Here is a 13301-nt window from a genome sequence, read left to right as displayed (position 1 = left end):
ATAAGAATACAGGAATTGGAAATGGAAAATTCAGAGATCAAGTGCGCGGACCTGAAAACCCTGGAATGGAACTTTCCGGAACAGGGACGGAAAATCGACCTGGTGCTGAAACCGATGCCGGCCAAGAATGGCGTGCCGCAGTACTGGCAGCTGAACGAGGCGGGCAACCTCGACCCGTCAGAGGCGTTCGGCAATATGGACTTCAAGATCAAGAGTGGACAGGGTGCACTGACCCTCAATGTGACCCTGGACAGCTCCGAGTTCGGTATTGACGACCTGCAGTTTATGGATTTCGAGAGCTGCAAACAGCTGGACGGGATTATCCCCCTGAGCCCGGATTTCCGTCACCAGTTCCGTACCCGTGTGAAAAATAACAGTGGCGGCAAGGAGCTGAAGATCAAGATCTGGGATGTTGAGGAAGTTGCGGACGATTTCTCCTTCCTGTGGTTTTGCTACAGCCCTTCGCTGAATGTGCACTTTGTATCAGGTGACCCCAACGCTCTGATTGATCCGCTTTAATCAGTCACAGATAGCGGAAGAAACTTCTTCTGATGTCTCGGGTTGGGTGCAGAGTTGCTGGAACGCCGGCAGGTTAAACCACTCTGCACTCATTCCCTGCTCTAGTAGCTGCTCCATATAATAGTTTGCTGAGCGCCATTCTCCTGCCAGAGAGTAAACTTGTACGGCATTGTATTTTATGTCGGTGTCTTCAGGGGCTTCCCGAAGCAGATTCATGGTTAATGCGATTGATGAGGAGGTTTGGTTCAAATTGGCTTGAGCGATAGCCTGATACATTCGTGATTCCAAGTCATCTTTCCTTTCAGTTAATTGCAGTAGCTGCATGAAAGACGCTTTGGCACTATCTGCGTTATTGAGCATCAGGTGTGTCTCGGCGATTTGCCCGATTGTGGGGATGTTGTTCGGTGCCCTGGATAGTACTTGCTGGAAGGTTTGCAATGCATCTGTGTATTTCTGCTGTAAGAAATAAACACTCCCAAGATTGGACTTCGTCCGCCAGCTGCGTAGCTCCTCCGGGATGGCCGTGATGGCTGCTTCCGCTTCTGGCAGGTTGCCACCCTCCAGTTCGATTACCCCCAGAAGTGAATAGGAGGACCAATGTTCCGGATAGCTATCAGTCAGTCGCTCGAGTGTTGAACGCGCAGCACTATAGTCGCCGCTTGCAGTCTGGTTGATGGCAATTAGATACAGATTATCGGCCGAAGGGTTGAGTTGAGCTGCTTCTATTGCCTCCTGCAGACCATCCTCATACTTTCCGCTTCGGTAAAAATAACGGGCCCGTCTGTTTCTCAGTTCGGCGATCGGATAATTCGATGATTCCAGCTTGGAAGAGAGGGCTTCAAACTGCTCCTGATAATCCCCCAGGCTGTAAAGGAAAAGCTTGAGTTCATCGACAGTGGTTTCCTCGATCCCGAACTCTTTTGCCTCATTGAGTTTCGATAAAGCCGAGTCGAGGTAGAGTTTGTCCCCTGTGAGCACGTGTAGTATTGCGGAGACATTGACTAGCGTGTGATAGACCATCCTGCTTTCCGGGTGGATACTACGCAGTCGATTGAGGGTGGCCAGGTCTTCCTCCGCTACATCCTTGCTGTCCAGGCGGCTGACGATATCGAGGTAATCGGTGTAGTCCGACTGTGACATCAGTACCTGTTGGCTGGCAGACTTGGCATAGCCATCAGGGAATAGCGCTGCTGCACTATTCCCGATTCTATACTCCGCCTCCTGCCGCTTATCCACCAGAAACGCAAACCCCGCCTGCTCCTTTACCACCTCATCCGCTGGCCCAATCCGCTGCAGTTCAATCTCACACCGCACCCGTGCACATTCCAGCCGCGCAAACAGCGCATCGGTGACGCCCTTGTCCCGCAATGCCTGCAGCTGGGCATCAAAGTCCTGCCCGTCTTTCGGGGTAAAACTCACCAGTGCACTGGCCTTCAGCTGCGAGACCGAGTTCATCAGTGCCTGGCGCACCATGGTTGCGGTGAGGGATCTGGCGTTGTCCTCGCCGCGCACTTCGCCATGGATCTCCACCGGCATCACGGCGATATATTGCGGTTCCAGGCGGGTGGCGTATTCCCAGCCGAGGTAGCCGGCGACGGTGAAGGCGCCCAGGGCGGCGGCATAGCCGAGCCGTTTGTACAGCTTGCGGCGCTGGCTGGGGGGCTTGCGCAGCAGGGCGGTGACGGTGGCGGAGAATTCGTCGCTGTCGGTGTCGGCGGCCTGGTGCTGGTGCAGGAAGGCCAGCGCCTCGTAGACCTGCTGGGCGGATTCCGGGCGTGCCCCGGGCTGCTTGGCCAGCAGGCGGTCGAGCAGGGCGGCCAGGGGCTCCGGCAGTTCGGGGCTGGCCTGCTGCGGCGGGATATGCGGTTCGTGAATTACCTTGTGGGCCAGTGCCAGGCTGCCGCCGTCGCCCTTGTCGAACGGGCGGGCGTTGCACAGCAGCTGGTAGGCGATGGCGCCCAGGCTGAACAGGTCGCTGCGCGGGCACAGGGGCTGGCCCTGCAGTTGCTCCGGGGACATGGCGTCCACGGTGCCGGCCACATGGTCCTCGCGGGTGATATCGGTACTTTCCTGCTGCAGCGACTTGGCGATGCCAAAATCGGTGATCTTGGCAGTGACCCCGCCGGTGCCGATGGCCAGCAGAATATTGTCCGGCTTCAGGTCGCGGTGGACGATGCCCAGGCTGTGGGCCTCGGACAGACCGCGGCAGATCTGCATCAGCAGGTCCAGCTTCTCCCGCAGGGTGGGGGTGCGCTCGCGCATCCATTCCTTGAGGGTGGTGCCCTCCACGTACTCCATTACCAGCGCGATATCGCCATCGCGCTCGATCACGTCGTACAGCTGGACAATATTGGGGTGGTTGAGCTGGGCCAGCAGGCGGGCCTCGGAGCGGATGCGGGCGCCGGCGGACTCGGTGGTGGCGTCGGCGCGCAGCTGCTTGATGGCCACCGGGCGGTGCAGCTGGGTGTCGCGGGCCAGGTACACCACGCCCATACCGCCGGCGCCGAGCGCGCGCTCGACCCGGTAGCGACCGAGCAGGGACTGTGGTGGTTCGGCGATTTCCATGGCCATTTATTCTTGTTGGAGACGACAGGTCCGTTACATCTCCGCCCGTCCGGGCAGTGATCCTGGTTGCCTGCGGGCGATTGGGCGCAAGTTTACCGCTTTTAGGGTGGCGGTACTAATTCATGGTTCAAGGATGCTTCCCGGCCGGTCCCGTCGGTCTCTGTTTCTATTTCACGGCGCTCTGGCCCTATCCCTCGTCCCCGGCGGATTGGCCCTGCGCCATGCGGGTGGGTTCCTGCTGCCGGGACTGGCACAGTCCCGGGTGTTCCCGGCGCAACTGTGCGAATTTGTCACTGGAGCAGATGGGGGCGAAGCGCGCGGTGTTGAACCAGATTGGGGAAACGCCCAGCTCCAGGGTTTTTTCCACATGTGCCCGGGTGGACACCAGGTCGCCGCTGGCGATATAAACCTGGGCACGGGTGTAATTGACGTAGAGATCGTCCGGGGCGGTACGGCGTATCCGGATCAGCGTACTGATCGCCCTGTCCGGCTGGCCCAGTTCGGCATAGGCGCGGGCGCGCATCAGCAACCCTTCCCAGTCGTCGCGCCCCTCTGTCACCGACAGGGCCCGCTCCGCCAGCTGGTGCGCCTGCTCCGTTTTGCCCCGGGCGCGCGCAATCTCCGACTGGTATAGCAGGATATCGGCATCCTTTGGTGCCCGTTCCGATGCGCCGGCAAAGCAGGACTGGGCCTGCTCGAACTGTTTCTCGATGTAGTAGGCCAGGCACAGGTTGTAGGTGTCCATCGTGCGCAGCTTTTCCACAGGGGCATTCTGCAGCAGGCGGATGGTCTCTTCCGGGTGGCCTCTGTCGAGTTCGTTGGCGGCCAGCACGGAGATCACCATCATGTTGTCCTTGTCGATCTCCAGGGCCTCTATCAGCAGGGGCCGGGCGGCTTCCATATCGCCCCGGGTGCTCAGGGTGACAGCCTTCTGCAGCAGGTAGCGGTGGCTGGTGCGCAGTTCCAGGGCGTTGTTAATGGCGGCAAGGGCCTTGTCGTAATTGCCGCTTTCCTGATGGTAGAAATGGAGCAATTGGTAGTAGGTGGCGCGGTCCGGGAGGCTCATCCTGAGCTGGTCCAGCAGGGCCTCGGCACGGCTGGAATTGCCGTCCACAATAGCCAGGCGCACTTCTGCCAGCAGCAGGTCCGGGTGGTTCCTGACTTTGTGTGGCGCCAGGGCGAGGAATTCCCGCAGCCGGTCGAGGGCATCGGTATGGCGCGTGTTGAAGCGCTGGTCGATCACCAGTTCGCTGTAGAGTTCATAGAACGGGGTAAAGGCCGGTGTACGCCGCTGCATTGCTTCGAGGGCTTCCATTGCCTGCTCCCGGTCGGTACTACCGGAGTTTTTATCGTCGTAAATGGCCAGGTAGCGCTGGTAGTCCGTTTCGGAGATATTTGCCTGGGCAGCGCCATCGCGGGTCGGGAAATCCCGCAGCAGGTAGTTCAACTGCTGCATGGTGCGCGCTCGTGTTTCCAGCCCCTCGTTGATATTGAGGGTCGTGGTGCGGTTGCTGATCACGGCCAGGTTATCGGCCTCGATCAGCTCCAGGGACACCTCGCACTGCTGTCCCTCACAGGAGAGTGACGGGTGCAACAGCAGGTCGGCATTCAGGGCCTCGACCTGGTCCTGCAGTCTCTCACCGGCCAGTTGCCGGGATTCAGAGTAGGGCACCAGTAGCAGGCCCTGGCGGTTGGACAGTCCCTGCTTGAGGGCGCTGAGGATGTTGTTGCCCAGCAGGCGCATTTCCCGGCTGCCGAGGTTTTTCTCGTGTGGCGCCAGGATAGCGAGGTACTTGCCCTTCGGTTTTTCCGTTGTGGGAATCAGGGTGGCGAGGGAGGCCAGGGTGACGGCGGCGGCCACGGCAATAGCCGCACCGGCCAGCAGGGGCTTGCGCTGTTTCTGGCGGCGTCGTGCCTGGGCGTGGAAACTCTCGGCGGTAACGGTGACCGTGCGGCTGGTGGTGGAAACCGCGGTCTTCGCGTCCAGTGCGGCGCGAATGTTGTGCAGTTCCTCGGCCACCGCCCTGGCGCTGAGAGGGCGTTTGTCAGGATCTTTCTCCAGCAACCGGTCGAGCAGGTGCGACAGCGGCGCGGGCAGCTCGGGGTTGAGTTTCTGCGCCGGCGGGTGCCCGCTGTTGACGATACGGTCCACAATGACAAAGGCGCTGTCGTGATCGCCGAACGGGCCCTGCCCGGTCAGCAGGCGGTAGGCGAGCACGCCCAGGGCAAAGAGGTCGCAGCGGTTGTCCAGCGGACGCCCCAGCGCCTGCTCCGGGGACATCGCCCCCCAGCTGCCGGCCACATGCTGTTCCCGGGTGAGGTCACTCTCTTCGCGCCAGTTCTTGGCGATGCCGAAATCGGTGATCTTGGCAGTGTTGTCCTGGTTCACCAGGATATTGTCGGCCTTCAGGTCCCGGTGGATGATGCCGATGCTGTGGGCACGGGCCAGTCCGGCACACACCTGGTCGAGGATATCGAGCTTTTGTGCGAGACCGGGATTGCGCTCCCGTTGCCACTGGGACAGGGTACAGCCGTCGACAAACTCCATTACCAGCGCCATTTTGCCGGCTTCTTCCACTACATCGTAAATCTGTACGATGTTGCTGTGGTTGAGCTGCGCCAGCAGTTTGGCCTCCTGGCGGATGCGCAAGTGTGCTGTGTCGCTGGACGGGTTGCTGATGAGTCGCTTGATCGCCACCCGGCGCTGGAGGTGCTCGTCGATAGCGAGATACACCACGCCCATACCACCGGCGCCAAGTTGCCCGGTGATTTTGTAGCGTCCGATCTGTTCTGGTTGTTCTTCTGACATCAATATTCCGGGGAATGGCCCTGTTGCTGCTCCCTGCCTTCCCTGACGAAGTCTGTTTGTCCGTGATTATCCGGGCGTCCCGCTTCCCTTCCCCCAGGGGCGCCCGTATTGATCAGCCGGGCTCGGTAATGTAGCCGGCCCGGGACTCGCGCTGTGAGCCCTTGTAAATCTCGAAGTTGCTGCACCCCAGGCGAATCTCCCAGGAGCGCCGCTCTACCAGTCCCGAGGTATCGATAGCGTCCGGCAGCGCCTCGGCAATCTGCTTGCGGGCGCGGAAGATCTGGGTGTTGAGGTGGTTGACGGTAATGCCCAGCTCGCGAGTGGCAACCTGGATGGACACCCAGCCCTGGGAGTCCGGATCGGCACCGCGTTCGATATCCTCCATACGGGCCCGGGCCAGGTACAGCAGCAGGTAGTGGTGGATGCGCGCGGGCAGGGCCACCTGCAGGTCCGGGCGACGCAGTTGCAGCTGCACATGCTCTTCATGGTGGCTGACCGAAAAGCGCAGGTCGAATTCGCAGATGGTCATCTGCTGCATGGAGAGTTCCTTGGTTGCCCCCTGGTTGTCGGGCAGGAACAACTCCCAGCTGTAATGGCCGCAGTCAATCCGCTCGCCATGGCCGACGGCGATGGCGCTGTCACTGCCACTGGAGCTGCCAGTGAGTTCGTACAGCCACTGGCCGGAGATCGGGTTGAAATGCAGGCTGGCGAGGGGCTCGCGCTCATCCGGCAGCAGGTGGTACTGCTCCAGGGAGAGGGCGTCACCCGACTTCAGGTCGATCAGCAGGTTTTCCGGCTCGTCGATGTTCTCCACCACCCACGCCGGGTTGGTGGCACGGCCAAAACAGACTTTGTCACCCTGCTCCAGCTCATAATTCCTGGCGGGCACGAGCTGCTGGCCGTTGAGCCAGGTCCCGTTACGGCTCAGGTCGCGGATATTCCAGTGGGTACCGGTCCATTGGATGGCCGCGTGGATACCGGAAATCTCGGCACTGGCGATGCGGGTGTCCACGGCGCCAAGGCGACGGCCCACAGTGTGGTGGGCCATCAGGTATTCGGGGTGCTCCCTATCCGGGTGCTGCAAACAAGCCATCTTATTGTCCCTTGATCCCTGCGGGGTGTTTGCTTTCAGGCGTTATCAGGACAGGCAGAACTGTGGCCTGGCGGGGAGCCCGGTCCGTGGGATGGACTGATTTCGCCAGGCGCATAGGGGAGTCGCACCAGCACACATGCCTGCCCGGTTGCCGTTCTCCGGCAGGCCGTGCAGTGGCGGTGGGTTTTGCGACAAGTCCCTGGTTTTCTAGTTGTTACGCCATGTCTTGAGTAAGTGGGCGCTAACTCAAAAGTGTCGCGCCACCTTAGTGTTGTGGCTTCATTTATACCGATCTGCGGTGTAAATGCAATGATTGCGTGCCATCGTGGCAACTCTCGCCCATGGATTGCGCGAAGGCGGGGGAGTCCGCCTGAGAAAGCGGCGGAAATGGCGCCCGATGACGATCGTGGCGGGCGCTTAGTAGTCGCTTTTGTCGCCTTTTTCCCCGGATTGGTTGCGGCTCACCTTGCGGTCCAGGTCGCCGATGTCGAGTACCGGAGAGGCATCGATATGTTCCGCGTCCATCATCAGTGCCACTCGCTGGAGGGAGGAGATGATCATGGACTGCTCCCAGTCGCGCAGGTCGCGGAACTGGCGCACGAAGTGCTCCTGCAGTGGCGTGGGCGCGTCGCGGATAAAGTCCATGCCCTTGTCGGTGAGGTAGGCGTGCACCTTGCGCTTATCCTCTGATGAGCGCTCGCGGTAAACCAGCCCGCGTTTTTCCAGGCGGTCTAAAATAGTGGTTACCGTGGCCTGGCTGAGGCTGATTTCCTTGGCCAGCGCGCCGATCGTTACCTGGCCTTTTTCACGGATGGCCTGGAGCAACAGTAGTTGCGGCGCGGTCAGGCCGGCGGTCTTGACCAGTTGTTTCGAGTGCAGGTCGGTGGCGCGGATCAGGCGGCGCAGGGTGATCAGTACTTCTTCAATCTTGTCCATCAGTAGCAGGCTCTGCAGTTCTCGGCGGGACATCCGCTCGCGTCCGACTTTATGCGCCGGTGGCGTTTTGTCAATCCTGCCGTGCACGCGCTCGCCCTGCGCTCGGGCGCGCCGGTCATATTTGTGCTCACTGGGCTGGCCGGGGTCCCTTTCCGTGCTCTCTACCAGCTCCTGGTTGGGCAGATTTTGTTCAGTCTCCATGGGTTTGGTCTTGCGGTTGCGTGTTTGTTTAGAGTACTATGCAAAAAATTGTTTAGAGCAGTAAACAATTAATTAGACAAAAGGTCAAATTTGGCCTTTAAGGCCTAAATTGCGTGCCAGCGCAGGGATTCCGGGCCTTTTAATACAATTTGATGACTAAAGGTATTGATTTGAGCGCCACAAGCGTAGCCAACAATCAGGGCGGGGGTTCGGAAGGCAAAGCCGAAGAGTCCCCGGAAGACAAGGTAGAGGCGCGGCAGGATTCCGCCAGGAAGGAAGCCCTGCTGCGCCAGCCGGTCAGTGAAGACGGTGCCGATGTGCATCGCTTGATCCAGCGCTGCCCTCCACTGGATGAAAATTCCGTTTACTGCAACCTGTTGCAGACCAGCCATTTCGCCGACACCAGTGTCGCCGCGGAGGTTGCCGGAAAACTCGCCGGCTTCGTCTCCGGGTACCTGGTCCCGTCGCGTCCCGACACTCTCTTTATCTGGCAGGTAGCCGTGGCCGAGGAAGGCCGCGGACAGGGCCTCGCCGGCCGCATGATCCGCGAGATCCTCGGTCGCCCGAACTGTGCGCAAGTGCGTTACCTGGAGACCACCATTACGCCGGACAACGAGGCCTCCTGGGCCCTGTTCCGCGGCCTTGCCCGCAAGCTGGGCACTGAGTGCAATGAATCGGTGATGTTTGACCGGGAGCGCCACTTCCAGGGTCAGCATGACAGCGAGATGTTGCTGCGTATCGGTCCCTTTACCCAGGCCGGCAGCTGAGGTTGCGACGGCATGTCATATATGCCGGGTAAGAATTGAGTTTTCCTGAATCCTGAAATCAGACATTAACCAATCAAAGGTTGACAACATGAAAGTTTTTGACGAAATCGAATCGGAAGTCCAGAGCTATGCGCGCGCTTTCCCCCGGGTTTTCAACAAGGCCCAGGGCGAGTACCTGTATGACGAGGAAGGCAACCAGTACCTGGACTTCCTCGGCGGTGCCGGCACCCTGAACTACGGCCATAACAACCCGGTCTTCAAGGAAGCCCTGCTGGAGTATATCCAGGCTGATGGCATCACCCACGGCCTGGACTTGCACACCAAGGCCAAGCGCGAGTTCATGGAGAGCTTTGCCGAGAAGATCCTGCAGCCGCGCGGCATGGAATATGTCATGCAGTTCACCGGCCCGACCGGCACCAATGCCGTGGAAGCGGCAATGAAGATCGCGCGCAAGCTGAAGGGCCGCGAGAACATCATCTCCTTCACCAACGGTTTCCATGGCTGCAGCCTGGGCGCCCTTGCCGCCACCGGTAACTCCCACCACCGCGGCGCCGCCGGCGTGAGCATGAGCGGTATTACCCGCATGCCCTACGAGGGTTACCTGGGCGACGACATCGACACCACCGCCTACCTGGACAAGGTGCTGTCCGACTCCTCCTCCGGCGTGGACCACCCGGCTGCGGTAATGGTCGAGACCGTGCAGGGTGAGGGCGGTATCAACGCCTGCAGCATGGAATGGCTGCGTAACCTCGAGGCGGTATGTAAGAAGCACGACATGCTGCTGATCGTCGACGACATCCAGGCGGGTTGTGGCCGTACCGGTGCCTTCTTCAGCTTCGAGGAAGCCGGAATCTCACCGGACATCGTCACCCTGTCCAAGTCCCTGAGTGGTTACGGCCTGCCGTTCGCGGTAGTGCTGATGCGCCCGGAACTGGACCAGTGGAAGCCGGGTGAGCACAACGGTACTTTCCGTGGCAACAACCTGGCCTTCGTTACCGCCAAGGCGGCCATCGACCACTTCTGGAGCGACGACAAGTTCGCCAAAGAAGTGCAGCGCAAGGGTGAGTACATCGAGCAGCGGATGTCTGCCATCGTCGAGAAGTACGGTGACGGCAACATGACCACCCGCGGTCGCGGCATGATGCGTGGCCTGAACTGCATCAGCGGTGAGCTGGCCGACCAGATTACCAGCGAAGCGTTCAAGCACGGCCTGGTGATCGAAACCAGCGGTGCAGACGACCAGGTGGTAAAAACCCTGTGCCCGCTGACCATCAGTGATGAAAACCTGAAGCGTGGCCTGGATATCGTCGAAGCGGCGGTACAGAAAGTCCTGAAGGGCCAGGACGTGCCGGAAGAGCACGATTTCTTCGCCGAGGAAACCGACGCGGAAAAGGGTAAGGAATCCCTGGCTGGCGCCGCCTGATCGGCGCCCGTGAAAATTTAGTCCTTAAACTAATTTGATGAGAGACCAGTAATGATTGTCAGACAGCTGCAAGAAGCAGAGAAAAGCGACCGACGTATTGTTTCCGAGGGCTGGGAGAGCACTCGCCTGTTGTTGAAGGGCGACAACATGGGCTTTTCCTTCCATATCACCACCATTTATGAGGGTGCCAACCTGAACCTGCACTACCAGAATCACCTGGAGTCTGTGTACTGCATGTCCGGTGAGGGTGAAGTGGAAACTGTTGCCGATGGCAAGGTCTACCCGATCACCCCGGGTACCATCTATATCCTGGACAAGAACGACAAGCACATCCTGCGCGCCAAGAAAGAAATGAAAATGGCCTGTGTTTTCAATCCGCCGCTGCACGGCAAGGAAGTGCACAACGCGGAAGGCGCGTACGAACTGGATGCGGAAGAGGTATCCGACAAATAAAGATGTTGCGAGGTTCGCACCGGCGCCGCCGATAGGATCGGGGGCGCCGGTTCACATACATCCAGACACAACATCTACAGGAAGACCATGAAAGAACACACGGTGGAAAAGATTGGCGGCACGTCCATGAGCGACTATGCCGCGGTACGCGACAATATTGTTCTCAAGAACCGCAAGGCCGCGATGGAAGGTGTGTACCAGCGCATCTTTGTGGTATCCGCTTACGGCGGTATCACCGACCTGCTGCTGGAGCACAAGAAGTCCGGGCGTCCGGGCATTTTCGCTCTCTTCGCCGACGCCAATGAGGACCGCAGCTGGTCCGAGGCCATCGAGGGGCTGCGCGAGCGCGTCAGGGAAATCAACGCATCACTGTTCAAGGATCCGGAACTGCTGGCGAAGGCCAATGACTTTATCGGGGAGCGCCTGGAAGATGCCGAGCGCTGCCTGGGGGACCTGGAGCGGGTATGCCAGCACGGCCACTTCGCGCTGGAAGGCCACCTCAATACTGTGAGCGAAATGCTCGCCAGCCTGGGTGAGGCGCACAGCGCCTGGAACACCGCCGCGCTGTTGCGTGAGGAAGAAGGCATCAATGCCCGCTTTGTCGACCTGACCGGCTGGCAGGACAGCGACCACCTCACCCTGGACCAGCGCATCGAGCGCGCGTTCAAGGATATCGACATGGCGAGGGAACTGCCGATCGTCACCGGCTATGCCCACACCGCCGAGGGCCTGATGAATACCTTCGCGCGTGGCTACAGCGAGATGACCTTCAGTCGTATCGCGGTAATTACCGAGGCACGCGAGGCCATCATTCACAAGGAATATCACCTGAGCAGTGCCGACCCGCGCCTGGTAGGCGAGGAGCAGGCAGTGCCGATCGGCCGCACCAACTACGATGTGGCGGACCAGCTGGCGAACCTGGGTATGGAGGCAATCCACCCGCGTGCGGCGAAGGGCCTGCGCCAGCAGGAAATCCCCCTGCGCGTGATGAACACCTTCGAGCCCGAGCACCGCGGCACCCTGGTGACCGGTGACTATGTCAGCGAAACCCCCTGTGTCGAGATTATCGCCGGCCGCAAGAACATATACGCGGTGGAGTGTTTCGACCAGGACATGATGGGCCTGATGACCAGCTACGATCGTTCCATCAACGATATCATCGCGCGCTTCAAGGGCAGCGTGGTAACCAAGGACATCAACGCCAATACCATCACCCACTTTATTGCCAATAACCTGAAAACGGTGAAGCGTATCCGCAGCGCCATCTGCGAGAAGTACCCGGATTGTGATATCCAGGTACGCAAGGTGGCCGTGGTATCCGCCATCGGTAGCGACATGAAAGTGCCGGGCATGCTGTCCCGCGCTGTTGCCGCGCTGGCCCGCTCCGGTATCAGCGTGCTGGCGGTCCACCAGTCCATGCGCCAGGTGGATATGCAGTTCGTGATCAACGAGACGGACTACGAGGAAGCGGTGAAGAGCCTGCACCACGCACTGGTCGAGGTCTATGACCACGGCGAGGCGATATGCGCGGCCTGAGTGCATGGCTGATGCTGGCGGCGGCATTACTGCTGCCGCTGGCAGCCAGCGCCCAGCAGGAAGCGCAAACAAGGCAGGAAGAAGAAAAGCAGCAGGCGGCCGAGGAGCATGTCAATAAGCTCCAGGAGCCCCTGTACACGCCGTTTGTCGAGCGCTACGTGCTGGATGAGCTCAAGCAGCTGCGCAAGGAAATGGCGGAGCAGCGGGTGGCGATTACACAGGAAGTGGTGGACCGGCAGATCAACGCCGCCGACAAGGCCATCACCTATGCCACCGACACGGTGACCTATTTCTTTTACCTGATTGCCGGCGTCAGCTCGATGCTGGTAATTGTCGGCTGGACTTCCATCCGGGATATCAAGGAAAAGGTACATAGCCTCGCTACGGATGAAGTGAACAAACTGGTCACCCAGTACGAGGAGCGCCTGCGCAGTATCGAGGAGCAGCTCAGTGAGAAGACGCGGCATATCGAGCACAACCGCGATGAGATTGAGCTGACCCAGGAAATCCAGTCGCTGTGGCTGCGTGCCGGTCGCGAGCATACTCCCGCGGGCAAGATTGCCGTCTACGACCAGATCCTGGGGTTGCGCCGGGACGATGGCGAGGCGCTGACTTACAAGGCCGACGCCGTGCTGGAACTGGGTGAGCCGCAGTGGGCGATCAACCTGTGCCTGCAGGCGCTGGAAATCGACCCGGAAAACGGCAACGCCTACTACCAGCTGGCCTGTGCCCACGCGAGCCAGGAACAGTGGGAAGAGGCAGTGGCCAACCTGGCGCGGGCGCTGGATATCTCCAGTGCCTACCGGGATGAGGCGATGGATGACCCGGCGCTGGACGGACTGGTTGAGTTTCCACCCTTTGCCGAGCTGATGGGTATCCAGAGTGTCAGTGCCCAGCCCGCGGATACCAGTGCAGCCGCGGCCCGCTCCAGCAGCGCCTGATTGCGATATACGCCCGGTCGATCCACACTGGTCTACCGGGTTTCGCCTCCCGCCCAGG

At 60.0% G+C, this 13301-nt stretch carries 10 protein-coding genes; 6 read left to right on the top strand and 4 right to left on the bottom strand.

Translation table 11 applies throughout. The features are described 5' to 3' along the window. Positions 1-21: 21 nt before the first annotated feature. Entirely contained in the window at positions 22-519 is a 498-nt protein-coding gene (locus LVE68_RS07075; RefSeq protein ID WP_233006321.1) for a hypothetical protein, read from the top strand. Here the strand turns inward: LVE68_RS07075 and LVE68_RS07070 are convergent, their stop codons facing one another. The 4 genes from LVE68_RS07070 to LVE68_RS07055 all read right to left on the bottom strand — a co-directional run bounded on the left by LVE68_RS07070 (position 520) and on the right by LVE68_RS07055 (position 7922). Then, positions 520-3084 carry a serine/threonine-protein kinase gene (locus LVE68_RS07070; RefSeq protein WP_233006320.1) on the bottom strand — a complete coding sequence of 855 codons (2565 nt, stop codon included), beginning with the start codon at positions 3082-3084 and terminating at the stop codon, positions 520-522. A gap of 187 nt (positions 3085-3271) precedes the next feature. Next, on the bottom strand, positions 3272-5893 hold the full coding sequence (locus LVE68_RS07065; protein ID WP_233006319.1) for a serine/threonine-protein kinase: 2622 nt from the start codon (positions 5891-5893) through the stop codon (positions 3272-3274). Positions 5894-6005: 112 nt separating this feature from the next. Then, a complete protein-coding gene (locus tag LVE68_RS07060; RefSeq protein ID WP_233006318.1) occupies positions 6006-6986 on the bottom strand; it encodes an FHA domain-containing protein in 981 nt (326 codons plus the stop codon). A 417-nt stretch (positions 6987-7403) separates the two neighbouring features. Next, the gene (locus tag LVE68_RS07055; protein ID WP_233006693.1) at positions 7404-7922 is read right to left on the bottom strand and encodes a MarR family winged helix-turn-helix transcriptional regulator; all 519 of its coding nucleotides are present in this window, start codon (positions 7920-7922) and stop codon (positions 7404-7406) included. A 371-nt stretch (positions 7923-8293) separates the two neighbouring features. Between LVE68_RS07055 and ectA the strand changes: the two genes are divergently transcribed. The 5 genes from ectA (at position 8294) to LVE68_RS07030 (ending at position 13243) form a co-directional block, all read left to right on the top strand. After that, positions 8294-8890: a diaminobutyrate acetyltransferase gene (gene ectA, locus LVE68_RS07050; protein ID WP_233006317.1), complete on the top strand. Its 597-nt coding sequence runs from the start codon at positions 8294-8296 to the stop codon at positions 8888-8890. Positions 8891-8978: 88 nt separating this feature from the next. Further along, the gene (gene ectB / locus LVE68_RS07045) at positions 8979-10313 is read left to right on the top strand and encodes a diaminobutyrate--2-oxoglutarate transaminase (protein ID WP_233006316.1); all 1335 of its coding nucleotides are present in this window, start codon (positions 8979-8981) and stop codon (positions 10311-10313) included. A gap of 51 nt (positions 10314-10364) precedes the next feature. Then, positions 10365-10766: an ectoine synthase gene (locus LVE68_RS07040; protein ID WP_233006315.1), complete on the top strand. Its 402-nt coding sequence runs from the start codon at positions 10365-10367 to the stop codon at positions 10764-10766. A gap of 87 nt (positions 10767-10853) precedes the next feature. Continuing rightward, positions 10854-12302: an aspartate kinase gene (locus tag LVE68_RS07035; RefSeq protein ID WP_233006314.1), complete on the top strand. Its 1449-nt coding sequence runs from the start codon at positions 10854-10856 to the stop codon at positions 12300-12302. Next, positions 12290-13243 carry a tetratricopeptide repeat protein gene (locus LVE68_RS07030; protein ID WP_233006313.1) on the top strand — a complete coding sequence of 318 codons (954 nt, stop codon included), beginning with the start codon at positions 12290-12292 and terminating at the stop codon, positions 13241-13243. Before LVE68_RS07035 ends, LVE68_RS07030 begins: the two co-directional genes overlap by 13 nt. Positions 13244-13301: the final 58 nt, after the last annotated feature.

Source organism: Microbulbifer sp. YPW16, assembly GCF_021290385.1.
GTDB classification, from domain to species: Bacteria; Pseudomonadota; Gammaproteobacteria; order Pseudomonadales; family Cellvibrionaceae; genus Microbulbifer; species Microbulbifer zhoushanensis.
The sequence above is the reverse complement of the archived record's forward strand: the minus strand, read 5'-3'. Positions and strand labels throughout refer to the sequence as shown.

Coding starts and splice junctions, on each gene's coding strand:
- LVE68_RS07040 (WP_233006315.1), top strand. CDS start 10,365: ATGATTGTCAGACAGCTGCAAGAAGCAGAGAAAAGCGACCGACGTATT.
- LVE68_RS07075 (WP_233006321.1), top strand. CDS start 22: ATGGAAAATTCAGAGATCAAGTGCGCGGACCTGAAAACCCTGGAATGG.
- LVE68_RS07055 (WP_233006693.1), bottom strand. CDS start 7,922: ATGGACAAGATTGAAGAAGTACTGATCACCCTGCGCCGCCTGATCCGC.
- ectB (WP_233006316.1), top strand. CDS start 8,979: ATGAAAGTTTTTGACGAAATCGAATCGGAAGTCCAGAGCTATGCGCGC.
- LVE68_RS07030 (WP_233006313.1), top strand. CDS start 12,290: ATGCGCGGCCTGAGTGCATGGCTGATGCTGGCGGCGGCATTACTGCTG.
- LVE68_RS07070 (WP_233006320.1), bottom strand. CDS start 3,084: ATGGAAATCGCCGAACCACCACAGTCCCTGCTCGGTCGCTACCGGGTC.
- LVE68_RS07060 (WP_233006318.1), bottom strand. CDS start 6,986: ATGGCTTGTTTGCAGCACCCGGATAGGGAGCACCCCGAATACCTGATG.
- LVE68_RS07065 (WP_233006319.1), bottom strand. CDS start 5,893: ATGTCAGAAGAACAACCAGAACAGATCGGACGCTACAAAATCACCGGG.
- LVE68_RS07035 (WP_233006314.1), top strand. CDS start 10,854: ATGAAAGAACACACGGTGGAAAAGATTGGCGGCACGTCCATGAGCGAC.